15 protein-coding genes, 2 pseudogenes and 1 riboswitch are annotated in these 18,423 nt (G+C 27.6%); of the genes and pseudogenes, 14 read left to right on the top strand and 3 right to left on the bottom strand.

Going from position 1 to position 18,423, the window contains the following annotated elements; translation table 11 throughout:
• The first annotated feature begins 178 nt into the window (after window positions 1–178).
• From IC214_RS17835 to IC214_RS17825, 3 genes are all read left to right on the top strand, one after another.
• A complete protein-coding gene (locus IC214_RS17835) occupies window positions 179–1,105 on the top strand; it encodes a ketopantoate reductase family protein (RefSeq protein WP_227831437.1) in 927 nt (308 codons plus the stop codon).
• 87 nt (window positions 1,106–1,192) lie between these two features.
• Window positions 1,193–1,702 (top strand): hypothetical protein, encoded by a 510-nt coding sequence (locus tag IC214_RS17830; protein WP_227863099.1) that lies wholly within the window; start codon window positions 1,193–1,195, stop codon window positions 1,700–1,702.
• Window positions 1,703–2,015: 313 nt separating this feature from the next.
• Window positions 2,016–2,750, top strand: coding sequence for an MBL fold metallo-hydrolase (locus IC214_RS17825; protein WP_227831435.1), 735 nt, complete (start codon window positions 2,016–2,018; stop codon window positions 2,748–2,750).
• A gap of 236 nt (window positions 2,751–2,986) precedes the next feature.
• Here IC214_RS17825 and IC214_RS17820 read toward each other — a convergent pair whose 3' ends face one another.
• The gene (locus IC214_RS17820; protein ID WP_227483533.1) at window positions 2,987–3,883 is read right to left on the bottom strand and encodes a LysR family transcriptional regulator; all 897 of its coding nucleotides are present in this window, start codon (window positions 3,881–3,883) and stop codon (window positions 2,987–2,989) included.
• A gap of 190 nt (window positions 3,884–4,073) precedes the next feature.
• Between IC214_RS17820 and IC214_RS17815 the strand changes: the two genes are divergently transcribed.
• From IC214_RS17815 to guaA, 8 genes and pseudogenes are all read left to right on the top strand, one after another.
• The gene (locus IC214_RS17815) at window positions 4,074–5,105 is read left to right on the top strand and encodes a YeiH family protein (RefSeq protein WP_227434615.1); all 1,032 of its coding nucleotides are present in this window, start codon (window positions 4,074–4,076) and stop codon (window positions 5,103–5,105) included.
• A gap of 293 nt (window positions 5,106–5,398) precedes the next feature.
• Window positions 5,399–6,274: a DNA-3-methyladenine glycosylase family protein gene (locus IC214_RS17810; RefSeq protein WP_227834951.1), complete on the top strand. Its 876-nt coding sequence runs from the start codon at window positions 5,399–5,401 to the stop codon at window positions 6,272–6,274.
• A 19-nt stretch (window positions 6,275–6,293) separates the two neighbouring features.
• Window positions 6,294–7,784 carry a cardiolipin synthase gene (cls, locus tag IC214_RS17805; protein ID WP_227434617.1) on the top strand — a complete coding sequence of 497 codons (1,491 nt, stop codon included), beginning with the start codon at window positions 6,294–6,296 and terminating at the stop codon, window positions 7,782–7,784.
• Between the two features lie 192 nt (window positions 7,785–7,976).
• Window positions 7,977–8,261 (top strand): co-chaperone GroES, encoded by a 285-nt coding sequence (groES, locus tag IC214_RS17800; RefSeq protein ID WP_227434618.1) that lies wholly within the window; start codon window positions 7,977–7,979, stop codon window positions 8,259–8,261.
• 32 nt (window positions 8,262–8,293) lie between these two features.
• Window positions 8,294–9,922, top strand: coding sequence for a chaperonin GroEL (groL, locus tag IC214_RS17795; RefSeq protein ID WP_227434619.1), 1,629 nt, complete (start codon window positions 8,294–8,296; stop codon window positions 9,920–9,922).
• Window positions 9,923–10,189: 267 nt separating this feature from the next.
• Window positions 10,190–10,930 (top strand): nickel pincer cofactor biosynthesis protein LarB, encoded by a 741-nt coding sequence (larB, locus tag IC214_RS17790; RefSeq protein ID WP_227824852.1) that lies wholly within the window; start codon window positions 10,190–10,192, stop codon window positions 10,928–10,930.
• Window positions 10,931–10,977: 47 nt separating this feature from the next.
• Window positions 10,978–12,203 (top strand): annotated as a pseudogene (larC, locus tag IC214_RS21250) (nickel pincer cofactor biosynthesis protein LarC).
• A gap of 59 nt (window positions 12,204–12,262) precedes the next feature.
• A riboswitch (purine riboswitch) is annotated at window positions 12,263–12,364 on the top strand.
• Window positions 12,365–12,587: 223 nt separating this feature from the next.
• A complete protein-coding gene (gene guaA / locus IC214_RS17780; RefSeq protein WP_227434621.1) occupies window positions 12,588–14,126 on the top strand; it encodes a glutamine-hydrolyzing GMP synthase in 1,539 nt (512 codons plus the stop codon).
• Window positions 14,127–14,318: 192 nt separating this feature from the next.
• Here guaA and IC214_RS17775 read toward each other — a convergent pair whose 3' ends face one another.
• Complete coding sequence (locus IC214_RS17775; RefSeq protein ID WP_227434622.1) at window positions 14,319–14,798, bottom strand: MarR family winged helix-turn-helix transcriptional regulator; 480 nt, start codon at window positions 14,796–14,798, stop codon at window positions 14,319–14,321.
• 162 nt (window positions 14,799–14,960) lie between these two features.
• Here IC214_RS17775 and IC214_RS17770 point away from each other — a divergent pair, with 162 nt between their 5' ends.
• Window positions 14,961–15,860 (top strand): hypothetical protein, encoded by a 900-nt coding sequence (locus IC214_RS17770; protein WP_227855500.1) that lies wholly within the window; start codon window positions 14,961–14,963, stop codon window positions 15,858–15,860.
• A 157-nt stretch (window positions 15,861–16,017) separates the two neighbouring features.
• On the opposite strand, the gene IC214_RS17765 is transcribed toward IC214_RS17770, so the two are convergent.
• Window positions 16,018–16,851: a serine aminopeptidase domain-containing protein gene (locus tag IC214_RS17765; RefSeq protein ID WP_227846108.1), complete on the bottom strand. Its 834-nt coding sequence runs from the start codon at window positions 16,849–16,851 to the stop codon at window positions 16,018–16,020.
• Window positions 16,852–17,341: 490 nt separating this feature from the next.
• Here IC214_RS17765 and IC214_RS17760 point away from each other — a divergent pair, with 490 nt between their 5' ends.
• Both IC214_RS17760 and IC214_RS17755 read left to right on the top strand, forming a co-directional pair.
• The gene (locus IC214_RS17760) at window positions 17,342–17,494 is read left to right on the top strand and encodes a hypothetical protein (protein WP_227866862.1); all 153 of its coding nucleotides are present in this window, start codon (window positions 17,342–17,344) and stop codon (window positions 17,492–17,494) included.
• 174 nt (window positions 17,495–17,668) lie between these two features.
• A pseudogene (locus IC214_RS17755) lies at window positions 17,669–18,250 on the top strand (sugar O-acetyltransferase).
• The last annotated feature ends 173 nt before the right edge of the window (window positions 18,251–18,423 follow it).

The following is an 18,423-nucleotide window of genomic DNA, read 5'->3' as shown; positions in this document are numbered from 1 at the left end:
ATTTTTTTACTAAATAAATATCAATTTAAATATATAAATAAGATATAATAAACAGCTAGCTTTCATTTAAAAAGCTAGCTGTTTTTTGTTAAAAATATATTTACAAAACAGTAGCTGGTAGCAGTACAATATAATTATAAGATAAAAAATTATTATATATATTGGGGAGGGTTTCGGTATGAGTAATCAATTAAAGAAAAATCAAAAAAAGGTTGTATTTTTTGGTGTTGGTGCTGTTGGAGCTACCTTTGCAGAACAATTTTTAAATTCTAAATATGATTTTAAAATTCTTTGTGACCAAAAAAGAAAAAAAAGATATTTAGAAGAGGGTTTTATAATAAATGGAAAAAGATATGACTTCGATTATATAACTAAAGATGAATATAAACAAGAAGCTGATTTTATAATTATAGGTTTAAAATATAATAACCTAAAAGAAAATATAGAAGAGTTAGATGGATTAGTTGGAAAAGATACAGTACTAATGTCTTTACTAAATGGAGTTAATAGTGAAGAGATAATAGGAGAAAGATTTGGAATTGAAAAAATGGTATATTCATATGTAACAAATATAGATGCAAAAAAAATAGAAAATAATATTATACATACTACAGATGGAATAATTGTATTTGGAAATAAAGATAATAGTGAAGATAGAAAAACAGATATAATAACTGAAGTTTTTGATAGTGTAAATATAGAATATGTATTATCAAAAAATATTCAACGAGACATGTGGTGGAAATACATGGTTAATATTGGGGTGAATCAAACTTCAGCTATACTTGGCGCTTCTTATGGAGTATTTCAAGATTCTGAATATCTAAGAGAGTTAGCAAAATCTGCAATGAGAGAAGTGGTTGATATAGCTCAAGTAAAAGGTATATGCCTTACGGAAGATGATGTAGAAAATTCATTACATAGAATACTAGAACATTCAAGAGAAGGTAGAACATCAATGCTTCAGGATGTAGAGGCTCATAGACTTACAGAAGTAGATATGTTCTCTAAGAATATTTGTGAGCTTGGAAGAAAGTATAACATACCAACTCCTATAAATCAGACTTTTTTTTATATGATAAAAGTAATTGAAAGTAGATTTTAGAAAATTTTTAGAAAAAATTGAGGCTGTAAGTAAATCTGTGCAAAACAAATTTATCTACAGCTTTTTTAGTAGACATAATTGATAAAAATGGAAGCAAACTGTCTTTTAGTAGAGTATCATGAAGCAAAAGTAAAACAAGTATTCTGTGAGAAATATGATAAATATTATTCTACAAATATTTGTATATTTCTTATAGCTATATTCTCTTATTTAGGATATGAGTTTTCAGAGGTTATCCATGTGAACTATTCTATTGTATGTCTTGTTGTTGGTGTTCTTGTAACTCGTATTGGTATTGTACCAAAAGACATCTTAGAAAAAGGAAAAATCAAAGGTTTTATCAACCTGGTTGTGTTCGCAGCTGTTATTCCTTCTTTAGCAAAAGTTTCTTTGACAGGTTTAATCAGTCTTTTTGTACCAATTGTAGGTATGTTTGCAGTTTCTATTATTGATATATTCATTATGATGAAGGTGCTTCCAGGTTGGAAAATCATTGGTTCTAAACCTCTTGCTTTTGGAGTAGGGTTCTGTCAGATGTTAGGATTCCCAACAACATATTTGATGTCTAAAATAAAAATTATCTTTTATCTAAAATAAAAAACACCCAAATATGACTAAGAGTGGTTTGAAATTCAATGTTAATTTAATTTTAGAACTATCCATCTTATAATATATCAAATGCGAATTAAAAAATATTTTTAATAGCTACAACTATTGGGATTACTTATTTTTATATTAAATACTATATCATAAAATAACAAAAAAATCAAGTCGAGTAATCTCTCTATTTCAGTGATATACTAGGTTTTAATAGTTTTTTATAAATATAATGTAACTAGAGGACAATCTATGTTTTTTAATTTTTTTGATTAAATTTACCTCTAGCTCAATACTTATAAGGAGAAATATTATGAATTTAAAAAAAGGATTAGATATTTTAGAAATTCCATCAAGTATATTAGGCAAAGATAAAGTTATATATATTCCAGTAATCTATACAGAAGATGAGGTAACTCTTGTTGATACTGGACTTCCTGGTCAAGGAGATTTAATAATTGATGCTCTTAATAATAGTAATACAAGTTTTAATAAATTAAAAAATATAGTAATAACTCACCATGATATAGACCATATAGGAAATATAAAATATTTAAGAGAAAAATCTAAAAATGATATAAAGGTATATGCATACAAAAGTGAAGTCAACTATATAACAGGGGAAGAAACCCCATTTAAACTTTGCATGTTAGAACAAGAAATAGATAGTCTTAATGATAAAATGCTTGATATGTTAAATGCTATGAAATTTGGATTTAAGTCATCATATACTACAGTAGATGTATCTTTAAACAATCATGAAGTTTTAAATTTAAGTGAAGAAGTAGAGGTTATACACACAGGAGGTCATACTAGGGGTCATATATGTCTTTATTTAAAAAAATCTAAAGTACTTATTGCTGGAGATTTATTAGATATAAGAGATGGTAAACTTAGACCAGTTGATGTAATGCATAGTGATAAGCAAGAATTGATAAAAGCTATTAAAAAATTAAGTAACTATGATATAGAGGAAATAGTTTTTAGTCATGGTGGATTATATAAAAAAAACATAATGGAAACATTAAAAAATATAGTTATTGAATAATGTTACATGATTGAAAATACTATCCAGTTCTTTATGAAAAGTTTATTTAAACAATAATTAAATATGAATAGGAAAGAAACAAAAAATTTATAAATAATTACTTACTTAATATTTTGAGAATAAAAATATTACTGGAATTAGAAATTTCCAGTAATATTGAGTAAGAAAAAATATATTTACACAAATCTATAAACATTCTCAAAAAACTTATAATTTATTGTTAGCTTTAAATTATATTAATCTTTTATGCTATTTAAATTACTAAATACTTTTAACTCTTCAATGAAAATACTTGCTGCTTTTGATAAAGTTATATCTTTTGGAAAGATATATGAAAAATGTCTGTTATAGTTGCTTCCAAGTTCTATGACAGACAGTTCGTTGTTTAAAACAGGTAAGCTTGTTACGAGATTAGATACTATTGTAATTCCTAAATTATTTCTAACTGATTCTTTGACAGCATAATTACTTCCAAAGACCATCATACTTTTTGGAATAATTTCCTTAATGCTTAAAAACATATCTAAATAATCTCTAGTTCCAGAACCATCTTCTCTAACTATCCATTTTTGATTTTGAAGCTTATCAAAACTAAAATCTTTTAATAAAGGGCTATTATACGGAAGTGCTAAAACCATCTTATCTTCAAAAAAATATTCTTGCATAAATGAGGGAGAAGAACAAGTCCCTTCAATAAGTCCAATATCTAAAATATAATCCTTAACATGAGAAGATACAATGGATGTATTTTCTATGAAAATTTCTACATCTATATCAGGATACTTTTGAGAAAATAGTGCAAGAAAATTAGGAAGAATATATTCTCCAATAGTTAAACTTGCGCCAATCTTTAAACGCCCAGTTATAGCATCTGAAACCTGATTTACATCGTGATATGTAACACTTAAAAGATTTAGTATTTCCTTGGCTCTTTTATATAATATTTGTCCACTTTCTGTAATAAAAATAGTTTTCTGTTTAATAGATCTATTTATAAGTACAACCTTAAAGTAATTTTCTAAGTTTTTAATATGTTTACTTACACTTGGTTGTGATAAATTTAGGTATTCACCAGCTTTGGTGAAGTTTTTATATTCAACAACAGCAACAAATGTTTTTAATTCTTCAAACAATTTTTTACATCTCCTTTGCATAATAAAAATTTTGTATTTTTTATCAGTTACTTACAGATAATTGTAATATATACATTAATCATTAAAATTATTAATCATTACGATATTATATATTTATTTTACTTATGGTTATTACAATTATATACTATTATTGTAAAGAAAACTATATTAATTAGAAGGTAGGTATATTATGTTAAAGAATAAAAGCAGTTTTACATTAAAGAATATAAAAGAAATATTACCTGGGTTGGTTGTATCTGTATTAGTAGGTTATATTAGTATATTTATTTCAACATTAATACCTAAAGTAGGAGCAGCATCAATTTCTATATTTTTAGGTATGTTTGTAGGAAATTTATTTTTAAATCAGAAAGTCTTTCAAAGGGGCTATAAATTTTCAGAAACAGATTTGCTATCATATTCAATAGTATTATTAGGAGCAACCCTTAGTATATCTACTCTAATAGATTTAAAAATTTCAGGCATATTGTTTATAATATTACAAATGACAATAACAATAGTATCAGCACTTTATATAGGTAAAAAGCTAGGTTTTGGTGAAAACTTTAGATTTCTTATGGCAAGTGGGAATGCAGTATGTGGTTCTTCTGCTATAGCAGCAACAGTTCCAGTAGTTAATGCTACAGACAAAGAAAAAGGAATAGCAATAACTATTGTCAATGTTACTGGTATATTTCTTATGTTTTTACTTCCAATAATATCTCAATTCTTATATAGTCATGAGCTTGTAAAAACATCAGCAATGATAGGTGGAACATTACAATCAATTGGTCAAGTTGTGGCAAGTGGAGCTATAGTTGGGGAAAATGTAAAGGATTTAGCAACTATTTTCAAAATAGTTAGAGTAATATTCTTAGTTGTAGTTGTTTTAGTATTTGGACATTTGAAAAATAAGTCTAACAGTGAAATTATTGAAGAAGAAAAAGATGAAATAAAAAAGAAAAAAATAAATATACCATGGTATGTAATTGGTTTTTTCATAACTTGTGCACTTTTTTCAATTAATATTATACCAAAAGAAGTATCTGTATTGTGCAAAGAAATAAGTAATAAATTTGAAATAATAGCACTAGCAGCAATTGGATTAAAAGTTAATGTAAAAGACTTAGTAAGACAAGGTAAAGCAGTTTCTTTATATGGTCTATTTGTAGGAACAATACAAGTTATATCAGCGATAGTTTTGATAAAAATATTTATATAGAATAGAAGTATTGATTATAATATCAATTTACTTAATCAAAATAATATGTTATTAATAACTGATAATATAAATAAAAAATGAATTCTAATAAGTGTAGATGGGTATAAGCTTATTGGAGTTCATTTTTTATTTATAGTGAAAATTTAAAGTAAAATATTATTTTACATAATAATAACATTATAAATTTTGAAATTACTTATCTTTGTGTTAAAATAAGAAAAATGCACATATCACAGTTAAGTATTTAAGTAGATAAATAAAATAAAAATATAAATATTAAGGAGATTTTTTATATGAATGTTTATGAAAAGAATAATGTAGTTATACTAGAAGGAGTAACAGATTTTGATCCAAAACATATATTTGAGTGTGGTCAATGTTTTAGATGGCATAAGCAAGAAGATGGCTCATACACAGGAGTTGCAAAAGGTAGAATATTAAATGTAAAAAAAGAAGATGATAAAGTATATTTAAATAATACAAATTTAGAGGAGTTTAATAGCATTTGGTATAATTACTTTGATTTAGGGACTGATTATACAGAAATAAAAAACAATCTAAAAAGTATGGATGAATATTTAAATAAAGCTACTGAATTTGGATGGGGAATAAGAATTTTGAGACAAGATGGATGGGAAATGCTTATATCATTCATAATTTCTTCTAATAATAGAATTCCTATGATACAAAGAGCTATAGAAAACTTATCAAAAAGTTTTGGTAAATACATAGGTGAGTATGAAGGTAAAGAATACTATGCATTTCCAACACCAGAAGAGTTAAATAAAGCCTCACAAGAGGAAATAAGAGCATGTCAAACAGGTTTTAGAGACAAGTACATAAAGAGTACTACACAGGCAGTTATAGAAAATAATTATAAGGTATCTGAATATGTAAATTTAAGTACAGATGATTGTAGAAAAGAGCTTTTAAAATTTAATGGAGTAGGTCCAAAGGTATGTGATTGTATTGCGTTATTTGGTATGCAAAAATATGATTCTTTTCCAGTTGATGTGTGGGTTAAGAGAGTTATGCAAGAGTTCTACATAAATGAAGATATGAGTTTACCTAAAATGAGAACTTATGGGATTGATAAATTTGGAGAAATGTCTGGGTTTGCACAACAATATCTATTTTACTATGCAAGAGAGTTGGGTATAGGAAAATAGACTTAAGGGGGAAGGAATTATGGGAGTGATAGGCACAATATTTCTGTTCTATTTAATTATATCATATCTAGCTGGAGCCATAATTTCTGTAATTATATTACTTGAAAATAGAGATCCTGCAAAAACCATGTCTTGGTTATTGATGTTTATCATATTTCCTGGGATAGGGTTAATTATATATGCTATTTCGGGTAGAAATATTAGAAAACGAAAATTATTTAAAACTCAAAAACTAGCTAATAATATAAAAGAAAAGAAACTTTTTGATACATTAGAAAAGATAACAGAAATTGTTGAACTAGAAAAAGAATCTATAAGGCAAAATAAGCTTTTAAGAGATGAGGAAGATGGTAGCTATAGAAAAAGAGTCATAAGTATGCTACTAAAGACTGGGATGTTTCCATTTACTAAGAACAATAAAGTAGATGTTTTTGTAGATGGAAATGAAAAATTCAAGAGACTTATAGAAGATATAAGAGAAGCTAAAGACCATATTCATTTAGAGTACTTTATAATCAAAGACAGTGAAATAGGTAGGGTGTTAAAAGAAGAGCTTATAAAAAAAGCTAAGGAAGGTATTAAAATAAGAATTTTATATGATGATGTAGGGTGTTGGAGATTTTGGTTTAATAGAAAATTTTTCCGAGAAATGAGAGAAGTAGGTATAGAAATAGCAGCTTTTTTACCTACAAAATTCCCTATAATAGGAGGAAAGTTAAACTATAGGAATCATAGAAAAATTGTTGTTATTGATGGAATAATTGGATATACAGGTGGAATAAATATAGGAGATGAATATTTAGGAAAAAATGAGAAGTTTGGGTATTGGAGAGATACTCATATTAGAATTAAAGGAATTTCTGTATATATGCTTCAAATGACATTTTTGATTGATTGGTACTATACAACAAAAGAGGTTTTAGTTACTAAAAATTACTTTCCAAGTGTCGGAAATATAGGTGAGAGTATGATACAAGTTGTAGCTAGTGGACCAGATAGTGATTGGGAAGACATTCATTATGCTTATTTTTCTGCTATATGTCAAGCTAAACAAAGTGTTTATATAGAGACTCCATATTTTATTCCAGATGAGAGTCTGCTGAAAGCTATAAAAAGTGCTGCGCTTAGTGGTGTAGATGTAAGAATAATATTTCCTAAAATTGCAGACCACAAAATAGTTAATATAGCATCTTATTCATATTTTGAAGAAATATTAAGAGCAGGTGGTAAAGTTTATTTGTATAAAAAAGGATTTATACATTCCAAAGTCGTAATAATAGATGATAAAATTGCTTCTGCAGGTACAGCAAATATGGACCTAAGAAGTTTCATGCTTAATTTTGAAGTAAATGCTTTTATCTATGATGAAGATGTTATTAAAGTAATGACAGATGATTTCTATGAAGATTTAAGTCATTGTGAAGAACTTAATTTAGAGGTATTTAAGAACAGAAATATTGTACAAAAAATTAAAGAATCTGTAGCCAGATTGTTTTCACCAATATTATAAAAAATTATTAAAAAAGGTATTGAAAATTATGTGTGATTGGTATATTATAATAATTGTTAGCACTCTAGTAGATAGAGTGATAATAAATAAAAAGTATATATATAAATCTACATATAAAAGTAGTATTAATTTAAAAATAACTAAAAACATAGGCAAACTAGTCTATACTTAATATTTTAGGAGGCGTGAATAATGAAAATAAGACCATTAGCTGACAGAGTAGTAATTAAAAAAGTGGAAGCAGAAGAAAAAACTGCAAGTGGAATAGTTTTACCAGGAGCAGCTAAAGAGCAACCTCAAATAGCTGAAGTTGTAGAAGTTGGACCAGGTGGGATAGTTGAAGGAAAAGAAGTAAAAATGGAATTAGCAGTTGGAGACAAGGTTATATTCCAAAAATATTCTGGAACAGAAGTTAAAATAGAAGGACAAGAGTATACAATACTAAGACAAAGTGATGTATTAGCTGTTATTGAATAAATATAGAATAAATTTATTAGGAGGGGTTTAAAATGGCTAAAGAAATTAAATTTTCAGAGGAAACAAGAAGAGCTTTAGAAGCTGGTGTAAATAAATTAGCAGATACAGTAAAAGTAACATTAGGACCTAAAGGAAGAAATGTTATATTAGATAAAAAATTTGGTTCTCCACTTATAACTAATGATGGTGTAACTATAGCAAAAGAAATAGAATTAGAAGATAGATTTGAAAATATGGGTGCTCAGTTGGTTAAAGAAGTAGCAACTAAAACTAATGATGTAGCTGGAGATGGTACTACAACTGCTACAGTTTTAGCACAAGCTATAATCAGAGAAGGTTTAAAAAATGTAACAGCAGGTGCTAACCCAATACTTTTAAGAAAAGGAATACAAAAAGCAGTAACAGTAGCAGTAGAAGAATTAAAAAATCAATCAAGAATAGTAGAAACACAAGAAGCTATATCTCAAGTTGCTTCTATATCTGCTGGTGATGAAGAAGTTGGAAAATTAATAGCAGAAGCTATGGAAATAGTAGGTAAAGATGGAGTTATAACTGTTGAAGAATCTCAAACTATGAATACTGAATTGGATGCTGTTGAAGGTATGCAATTTGACAGAGGATTTGTTTCTGCATATATGGTTACAGATGTAGACAAGATGGAAGCAGTTTTAAATGACCCATATATATTAATTACTGATAAAAAAATATCTAACATACAAGAGCTATTACCAGTTCTTGAACAAATAGTTCAACAAGGTAAAAAGCTACTAATAATTGCTGAAGATGTAGAAGGTGAAGCATTATCTACATTAGTTGTTAATAAATTAAGAGGAACATTTGATGTAGTAGCAGTTAAAGCTCCAGGATTTGGAGATAGAAGAAAAGAAATGCTTCAAGATATAGCTATACTTACAGGTGGTCAAGTAATATCAGAAGAATTAGGATATGATTTAAAAGAAGCTGATTTATCTATGTTAGGTAGAGCTTCATCTGTTAAAGTAACTAAAGAAAATACTACAATAGTAGATGGTTCTGGAGATAAAAAAGCTATAGAAGATAGAGTAAATCAAATCAAACATCAAGTAGAGCAAACTACTTCAGATTTTGATAGAGAAAAATTAATGGAAAGATTAGCTAAACTTGCTGGTGGAGTAGCTGTTGTAAAAGTTGGTGCTGCTACAGAGGTTGAGTTAAAAGAAAGAAAATTAAGAATAGAAGATGCTCTTAATGCAACTAGAGCTGCTGTAGAAGAAGGAATAGTAGCTGGTGGAGGAACTGCTTTTGTTAGTGTTATACCAGCAATAGGAACACTAGTTGAGAGTTTAACTGGAGAAGTTAAACTAGGTGCTCAAATAGTTAAAAAAGCATTAGAAGAACCATTAAGACAAATAGCTATAAATGCTGGTCTTGAAGGTGCTGTAATTGTACAAAATGTTGTTAACGCTGAAGCAGAAACTGGATTTGATGCTTTAAATGAAAAATATGTAAATATGATAGAAGCTGGTATAGTTGACCCAACTAAAGTTAGTAGAAGTGCTCTACAAAATGCTGCATCAATAGCAAGTACTTTCTTAACTACTGAAGCTGCTGTTGCTGACCTTCCTGAAAAAGAAGATGTAGGAATGCCAGGAATGGGTGGCGGTATGCCAGGAATGATGTAATCTTAAAATATTTAAAAATATAAATTTTAAGATATAGAACTATTTTGACTTAGATTTTAGTATCTAAGTTGAAATAGTTCTTTTGTATATATTTAATTTTTTTGTGTATTTACAATTTTAATATATATATCTGGATAATTAGTATCTGGATTATAATAATATCTTTGAAGTTGTATTGTTATTTTTTAGGTTATGATGTTAGATATATATTAATTAAGGTATAATTGTTGATAGAGAATAAATCAAAGTTTAAAAGGATGCGATAATATGGACTTAAGAAAATTGCTTGAACAGGTTAAAAATGAAAACATTGATATAGATGTTGCATTAGAACAATTAAAAGATTTACCCTATGAAGACCTTGGATATGCCAATATAGACCATCATAGAGAATTAAGAAATGGATATCCAGAAGTAATTTATTGTGAAGGTAAAAGTGATGAACATATTTTAGGAATTATTGATAAAATGAATCAAAAAGGTTCTAATATATTGGGGACAAGATGTAGAAAAGAAACATTTTTAAAAGTTAAAGAAATTTATAGTCATGCTGAATACGAAGAATTATCTAAAATTCTTAAAATTCAAAATCATGCTATAGAGAATCTTGGAAAAGGCAAAATTGTAATTGCAACAGGAGGAACTTCTGATATACCAGTAGCAGATGAAGCATATTATACAGCTAAATTTTTAGGTAATGATGTTGATAGAATATATGATGTTGGAGTGGCTGGTATACATAGGCTTTTAAATAAGAGACACAAAATAGATAGTGCTAGAGTAGTAGTAGCTGTTGCAGGAATGGAAGGTGCACTTGCAAGTGTAATTGGAGGTCTAGTTGATGTTCCAGTAATAGCTGTACCAACATCTGTTGGATATGGAGCCAATTTTGGAGGATTAGCAGCATTATTGGCTATGTTAAATAGTTGTGCATCTGGAATATCTGTTGTAAATATTGATAATGGTTTTGGAGCAGGATATTTGGCAGCTATGATAAATAAATTATAATAGGTATATTGATATAAATTAAACATAAATTATACGATGTTAATCTAATGTTTATTAGATTTTTCATTATTAAAACTGAGGAGAAATATATGAGTGAAAAAATACTTTATTTTGATATAGTAAGTGGTATATCAGGGGATATGACCCTTGCAAGCTTATTAAATTTAGGTGTACCTGAGGAAATTTTTTTGGAGGAAATTCATAAACTAAAAATGAGCGATGAATTTAATATAAATATAAGCTCAAAAAATGAAAGTGGAATATCAGGTATAACAGTAAAAGTAATTACGAAAGAAACACATATGCACAGGAATTTAGTGGATATATTTGAAATTATAGATGAAAGTGATTTAAATGAAAATGTAAAAGCTAATGCTAAAAAAATATTTATGGTAATTGGAGAAGCAGAAGCAAAGGTTCATGGAACTACAATAGATAAGATACACTTCCATGAGGTAGGAGCTATAGATTCAATTGTAGATATCGTAGGAGCATCTATATTAGTTGATTTACTTTGTATAGATAAGATTTATTCTAGTACAGTATCTGTTGGTTCAGGATTTGTAAAATGTGACCATGGAGTCATGCCTGTACCTGCACCTGCAACTATGGAAATATTAAAAGGTGTACCAATCAAATTAAATAATGTAAAAGGAGAATGTACGACTCCAACAGGAGCTGCAATAATAAAAGTTCTGTGTGATGAATTTGTAGAGGATTTTGAGTTTTCTCCAATAAAAATTGGATATGGAATAGGTCATAAGAAATTTGAAGTACCTAATATGTTAAGAACAGTATTAGGAGAAAAAAAAAAGAAGAATTAATTTATGAAATTAGTGCAAATATTGATGATATGTCTTCAGAAGTATATTCTTATTTGTATGAAAAAATATTAGACGAGAAAGCGTTAGATATTTATACAGAAAGCATTTATATGAAAAAGAATAGACCTGCAACAAAAATATCGATTTTATGCAATAAAGTAGATTTAGAAAAATTTATTGAAATATTGCTTTTAGAAACTAGCACTTTTGGAGTACGATATAATGCTTACAACAGAGAAATTTTAGATAGAAAGTTTGTAAAATTAGACACAAAATATGGATTAGTTACAATAAAACTAGGGTATTACAAAGATAAATTAGTTAAAGCTACTCCAGAATATGATGAATGTAAAACTATAGCAAAAAATGAAGATATTCCTATAAAAAAAGTGTTTGCTGATATAAATTTTAGAATAAAAGAAGAATTTAGTGAAAACTTATTGACATAAGTAATAAATTTTGATAAATTAATACTCAGCTTTAATAAATAAAAGCAAACAGAAAAAAATATATAAAATATAAACTCACTCGTATATGCTCAGAGATATGGTCTGAGAGTCTCTACCAAGATACCGTAAATATCTTGACTATGAGTGAAATTATTATACCAAAAGACCTAGTTAAGTAAATGTGTAGGCTGAGTTATACTCCCTATATGTTGGCTATAAGATAAGGGGCATTTTGGAAGCCTGTATAGTAATTTCACTTTTGCTAGAAATTATGGAAGTTACTATACAGGTTTTTTGTGTAAAAAGATTTAATATAATTTAGACTGTATTGTGTTAAAATAAATATATATAAAAACTATATTATACAAGGAGAGATGGAAATTTATGAAACATGAATTAGTACTTGTAATAGATTTTGGAGGTCAATATAATCAGTTAATAGCTAGAAGAGTTAGAGAAAACAACGTATATTGTGAAATACTTCCATGTACTGCAAGCATAGAAAGAATAAAAGCAAAAAATCCTAAAGGGATAATATTTACAGGTGGGCCAAATAGTGCATACTTAGAAGATTCTCCAACAATATCAAAAGAAATATTTGAACTAGGAGTACCAATACTTGGTATATGTTATGGAGTTCAAATAATGTCTCATGTATTAGGTGGAGTTGTAAGAAAAGGCAATAAACAAGAAAAAGAATATGGAAAAACATCTATAACTTATGGAAAATCATCATTATTTGAAGGGATTACTACAAATAGTGTTTGGATGAGTCATACTGATTTAATAGAAAAGGCTCCAGAAGGATTTACTATAGTTGCAAATACTAAAGATTGTCCAGTAGCGGCTATGGAAAATGTAGAACAAAAACTATATGGAGTTCAATTCCATCCAGAAGTAGAACATTGTTTAGAGGGAGATAAGATACTTAAAAATTTCTTATACAATGTATGTGAAGTAAAAGGTGACTGGACTACAGATTCATTCATAGAAGATAAAATAAAAGAATTAAAAGAAAAAATAGGTGACAAAAAAGCTTTATGTGCTTTAAGTGGAGGTGTTGACTCTTCTGTTGCTGCAGTTCTTATTCATAGAGCAATTGGAGATAACTTGACTTGTATATTTGTTGACCATGGTTTACTTAGAAAAAATGAAGGTGACGATGTAGAAAGAATATTTAGAGAGAAATTCGATATAAATTTAATAAGAGTTAATGCAGAAGATAGATTCTTATCTAAACTAAAAGGAATTTCTGAGCCAGAAGCTAAGAGAAAGATAATTGGTGAAGAATTTATAAGAGTATTTGAAGAAGAATCAAATAAATTAGGAAAAATGGATTTCTTAGTTCAAGGAACAATTTATCCAGATGTTATAGAAAGTGGACATGGAAATGGTGCTGCTACTATAAAATCTCACCATAATGTTGGTGGAATTCCTGAAGATGTGGATTTCCAAGAAATAGTTGAGCCATTAAGAGAACTATTTAAGGATGAAGTTAGAAAAATAGGATTAGAACTTGGTATAGAAGAAGGATTAATATTTAGACATCCTTTCCCAGGGCCAGGTCTTGGAATAAGAGTTATAGGTGATGTAACTAAAGAAAAATGTGATATATTAAGAGAAGCAGATGCTGTTTATATGGACGAGCTTAGAAAAGCTGGTTTATATAGAGAAATATGGCAAGCTTTTGCAACATTACCAGATGTTAAGACTGTTGGAGTTATGGGAGATGAAAGAACATATGCTTATTTAGTTGGTTTAAGAGCAGTTACTTCTTCTGATGGAATGACTTCTGACTGGTATAAGATGCCTTATGATGTGTTAGAAAAAATTTCTAATAGAATAATTAATGAAGTTGATGGAGTAAATAGAGTAGTTTATGATATAACTTCTAAACCACCTGGAACAATAGAATGGGAATAATTAATAATGAGCTAGAAAGCCTTTAAATAGGGTATTTCTAGCTCTTTTTCGGTCTATTTTTTACTTGTTTTAATACATATCGTGCTGTGTAACTATTCTTTTGGACTATATTTATGTTTTCAATGGAATGCATAAAATTCAAAGTCATAATACATATTAGTTGAGTTAAATTTTGTGCTATAAATAATTATTTTACTCATAGTATTTTTCTTCTCTTTCAACTCCTGTATATAGTTTTGTAATCATTTGATAAAACAGGCTGATTTCTTCATTTGAATAATCCTGAAATATATTGTTTAATTTCTCAGTATGGAGTTCCTGTACTTTTTGTGAATATTCATCTGCTTTTTTTGTTAGCACAATAGAAGTATTTCTTTTATTATTGGGTTCATGTTCAATAGTTATAAAACCTTTGTTTTCAAGAGAAACAGCTAGTTTTTTTATATTTTGACGTGAAGACCCTAAGAGTTTCCCAAGATAAGTAAAAGTAGTTTTTTCATCAGCATGCTTTACCATTGTAAGAAGCATAAATTGTTTTAAAGTAAGATGTTCATCTGCTTTATCAAAAATAGTTTGTAATCGGTTTTGTAAAATAAATATGCTTGCAAAAATACCACGAACTTCATTATTTCTTTCACCACTAAAATTTCTAATCATGTTTTTAATTTGCATAAGATACTCCTTTCATGTGAAATCTATTATTTATATTATAGTAATAAGTTGCTATAGTGTAAATGGTAACTTATTACTATGGATTTATACAAAAGATTTTTTAGTTATACTAACTGATAACATTTAGAGTCTTTAAACACTTTACCTTAGGGAGGAAATTAAATGATAAAGAAAAAACAAATGACCTGGCTAAATATTTCAGCAACCATTATATTTATATTATTGCTAATCATTACAGTTTGTGGAATATTTTCATTTTCTATAGATAATAAATATGAAGCAATAAACCTATATGGGCAGGTTATTGAGATGTATGGTACAGGTATTTATCAATATGACTCATATTTCAAGGCACCTATATTGATAGGTTCAGACTTAACAATGATTTTAATTATCGTTCCAGTCATTGGTTCATACATATTTCGTGATATAGATACAGTAGAACAAAAAACAAATTTTCTAACAATTCTAGGTATCATTTTGTATTATGCTTTTAGTATTTCATTTGGAGTTGCACATAATCAATTACAACTAGTATATATTTTGTTAACTTCAATTTCATTTTTCACCCTATTTACTTTACTGCTAGAGCTTTATGGAATATCATTTTGCTACAACTGTTCTTTCTATTTAAGAAAGATAGAATTAGTATTTTTGATATTAGCAGGTGCTTCAAATATTATTGCATGGTTACCAGATGTATTACATTCATTATTTACAGGTAGTACACTTGAGAGCATAGAAATGTATACTACAGAAATTACTTATGTGCTTGATATGGGTATTATTAGCCCCTTAGTTTTTATTGTTATCTATCTATTAATAAAAAAGAAAAGCTATATTTCATTAGTCTTATATAGAATGATATTAGTAACATTAAAAGTTATTGGGGTAATGCTTCCAATACAAACTCTTGTACAGCTACGAGCAGGCATTTATATTCCAATTCCTGAATTGATTACGAAAGTTACTATTTTTGTGACACTTGCTATAATCTCTATCTATTTTGATAAGTTAAATAAAAAAAGAATTACAGTGATTCTGTCAAGTAATAATTTTTAGTTTTACAGGATTCAAGCTCAGAACAAGTAGAATACATCATCGTAAATTGTTTTTATCATATGCATTTTAAAAGGTATATGTCGTAATGACATATACCCCTTACTATTATATATTAATCATTAAACTTTAATTTTATGTTTAGTATTTTTGTTGTATTCTATTGATTTTCTATAAACCACTCATATACTGTCTGACAAAATTTTTCACTATTTAAATAGTAGCTATTATGAACATCATCAATTTCAACAAGCTTCTTTTTACAGCTCAACGAATTATAATAGCTATCAAAATACTTAGGTTTGAAATATCTGTCATGAAGCGTTTTAAAAACAAGTGTTGGAATGTTAACTCCATTCTTTATTACACTATCTTGTGCGACAAAACATTCTAACATTGTATTCATTACCTTTGTGCTATTTTTCCAAACATTAGGGTTATTTTGCTCAATCATTTTGTAAAATGCATTGTCATGGGCTTCATTATAACCTTCATATTTAGGTGGTTTTACTGTTACATGAAAATTAGGAAGGAGTTTGAGGAAAAAGTTTAGTAATTTAACAGTGGGATAAGGATAACCTACTCCTGACGTATTTTTATAATCAACACAGGCAAACTGGGCAAAACTTTTTAACTTATTGCTTGTACATGCATAATACTGTGCAAACATGCCACCAATACCTGCATTTCCGTATAGATGTATGTTGGAAGAATAATTCTTTTCTATATATGCAATGACAGAGTCTAAGTCTTTTACAATTGAATTACGTGAAAAATCTTTCTCATTACCACCACTTTTACCTGTTCCTGAAAAATCAAATGCAAAGACATTTACATCATATTGGGAAAGAGGTTCGTATGCTAACTGTAAATCAAGCGTAGTTATGATAGGAGTATGTGTAACAATAATATTCATAGATGATTTTCCAGTAATGAATGCATTACAAAAAATCACTGTATTTCCGTTTGGTATTTTTATATGTTGCCAACTCATTTACTTTTCCTCTCTTTCATATATAAAATATTATAATAATCAAATTATAACTTATTTATTGGTCATATTTTATCACAGTTACATATTAAAGTCATTTATTTTTTAGTTGTATTATAAATATTAATAATAAATCAGTGTTTAGAATGAAATTCATATAATAAAAGTTATTTTCAGAATAATTAAAAAACCAGCTTTTAATTTTAGATTAGAATCTTGATACTTTTACAAAGGTAGTAGAGCAAAGAATAGTATTTGTACATTATGATAAACTATTGTTTTACTATCGTCGATATTTTAGATACAAAAAGCTTTTGAAGACCGAAGATAATAAATAATTCTTAATTCTAATATCAAATATTTAAAAATAATTAAATAAATAATGTAATTATGAATTGTAACAGAAAGATAGTTTGTGTTATATTTGTTGTATAATCTCTCCAAATTATGCAAGGCAAGGATATTAACAAGAGGCAATAAGGGGGATATTGGATTGGATAAAACAAAACAAAAATGTATACAAGTATTAGCAAGTGCTTTATCAGATAATCTGGCTTCAAATAATTTATTGAAAAAAGTAGATTTTAAATTTAGCATTTTTGATTCAATGAATAATGAAAATATCTATAGTATAGATTTGATTTAAGTAGAACCTATAATTATATACTAACTTTGTATTTGCAAGATGTAAGTAAATTAAATATTCAATAAGATAGTTTCATTGAGTATTTAATTTTTTATATTACAATATAAATATGGAACAATATTAATAACAAATATTATTTTTAGTTAATATACTAATATATTTTAGGAGGTTGGGATGACAGAACGTGAAAAGATGTTGGCAGGAGAATTGTATGACTGTGGAGATAAAGAATTATTATGTCAATGGCACAAAGCCAAGGATTTAACAAAAGAGTATAATAGTTTGAAATCAGATGATAGTATTAACAAGGAACGTATCTTAACAGAACTCTTAGGTGGAAAGGGAAAAAATATATGGATTACTGCACCTTTTTATGCTGATTATGGAAATAATATTTATTTTGGTAATAATTGCTAAGTAAATATGAATTGTACATTTTTAGATGATAATGAAATCATAATAGGTGACAATGCATTGATTGCTCCTAATGTACAAATATATACAGCATTTCATCCAACTAATGCTAAAGATAGATTTGAGGAAAGAACTGAGGATGGATTTAGTTTTTGCAAAACTATAACTGCACCAGTGAAAATTGGTAATGATGTTTGGATTGGTGGAGGGAGTATTATTTTACCAGGAGTAACAATAGGAGACAATGTAACTATTGGTGCAGGTAGTGTTGTAACAAAGTCAATTCCATCTAATACTATAGCTTATGGGAATCCTTGTTGTGTTATTAAAGAAAATAAGTGAAGGTTTAATAATATATTTAGTTATGAGATATTAGAGATATTAAGTGTCTCATTAAAATAAAGAGCTATCTTAAAATATGGGATAGCTTTTTTGATATAAGTATATAGAATTTGTTAGTCTTGAATAAATAGAAACATAAACTTAGATTATGGAATTTGTTTTTAAACAATATT

Source organism: Clostridioides sp. ES-S-0190-01, assembly GCF_020658275.1.
GTDB lineage: Bacteria > Bacillota > Clostridia > Peptostreptococcales > Peptostreptococcaceae > Clostridioides.
Note: the sequence above shows the minus strand (reverse complement) of the source record. Positions and strands in the feature narration are given on the sequence as shown.

Coding starts and splice junctions, on each gene's coding strand:
- IC214_RS17835 (WP_227831437.1), top strand. CDS start 179: ATGAGTAATCAATTAAAGAAAAATCAAAAAAAGGTTGTATTTTTTGGT.
- IC214_RS17830 (WP_227863099.1), top strand. CDS start 1,193: ATGGAAGCAAACTGTCTTTTAGTAGAGTATCATGAAGCAAAAGTAAAA.
- IC214_RS17825 (WP_227831435.1), top strand. CDS start 2,016: ATGAATTTAAAAAAAGGATTAGATATTTTAGAAATTCCATCAAGTATA.
- IC214_RS17815 (WP_227434615.1), top strand. CDS start 4,074: ATGTTAAAGAATAAAAGCAGTTTTACATTAAAGAATATAAAAGAAATA.
- IC214_RS17810 (WP_227834951.1), top strand. CDS start 5,399: ATGAATGTTTATGAAAAGAATAATGTAGTTATACTAGAAGGAGTAACA.
- cls (WP_227434617.1), top strand. CDS start 6,294: ATGGGAGTGATAGGCACAATATTTCTGTTCTATTTAATTATATCATAT.
- groES (WP_227434618.1), top strand. CDS start 7,977: ATGAAAATAAGACCATTAGCTGACAGAGTAGTAATTAAAAAAGTGGAA.
- groL (WP_227434619.1), top strand. CDS start 8,294: ATGGCTAAAGAAATTAAATTTTCAGAGGAAACAAGAAGAGCTTTAGAA.
- larB (WP_227824852.1), top strand. CDS start 10,190: ATGGACTTAAGAAAATTGCTTGAACAGGTTAAAAATGAAAACATTGAT.
- guaA (WP_227434621.1), top strand. CDS start 12,588: ATGAAACATGAATTAGTACTTGTAATAGATTTTGGAGGTCAATATAAT.
- IC214_RS17775 (WP_227434622.1), bottom strand. CDS start 14,798: ATGCAAATTAAAAACATGATTAGAAATTTTAGTGGTGAAAGAAATAAT.
- IC214_RS17770 (WP_227855500.1), top strand. CDS start 14,961: ATGATAAAGAAAAAACAAATGACCTGGCTAAATATTTCAGCAACCATT.
- IC214_RS17765 (WP_227846108.1), bottom strand. CDS start 16,851: ATGAGTTGGCAACATATAAAAATACCAAACGGAAATACAGTGATTTTT.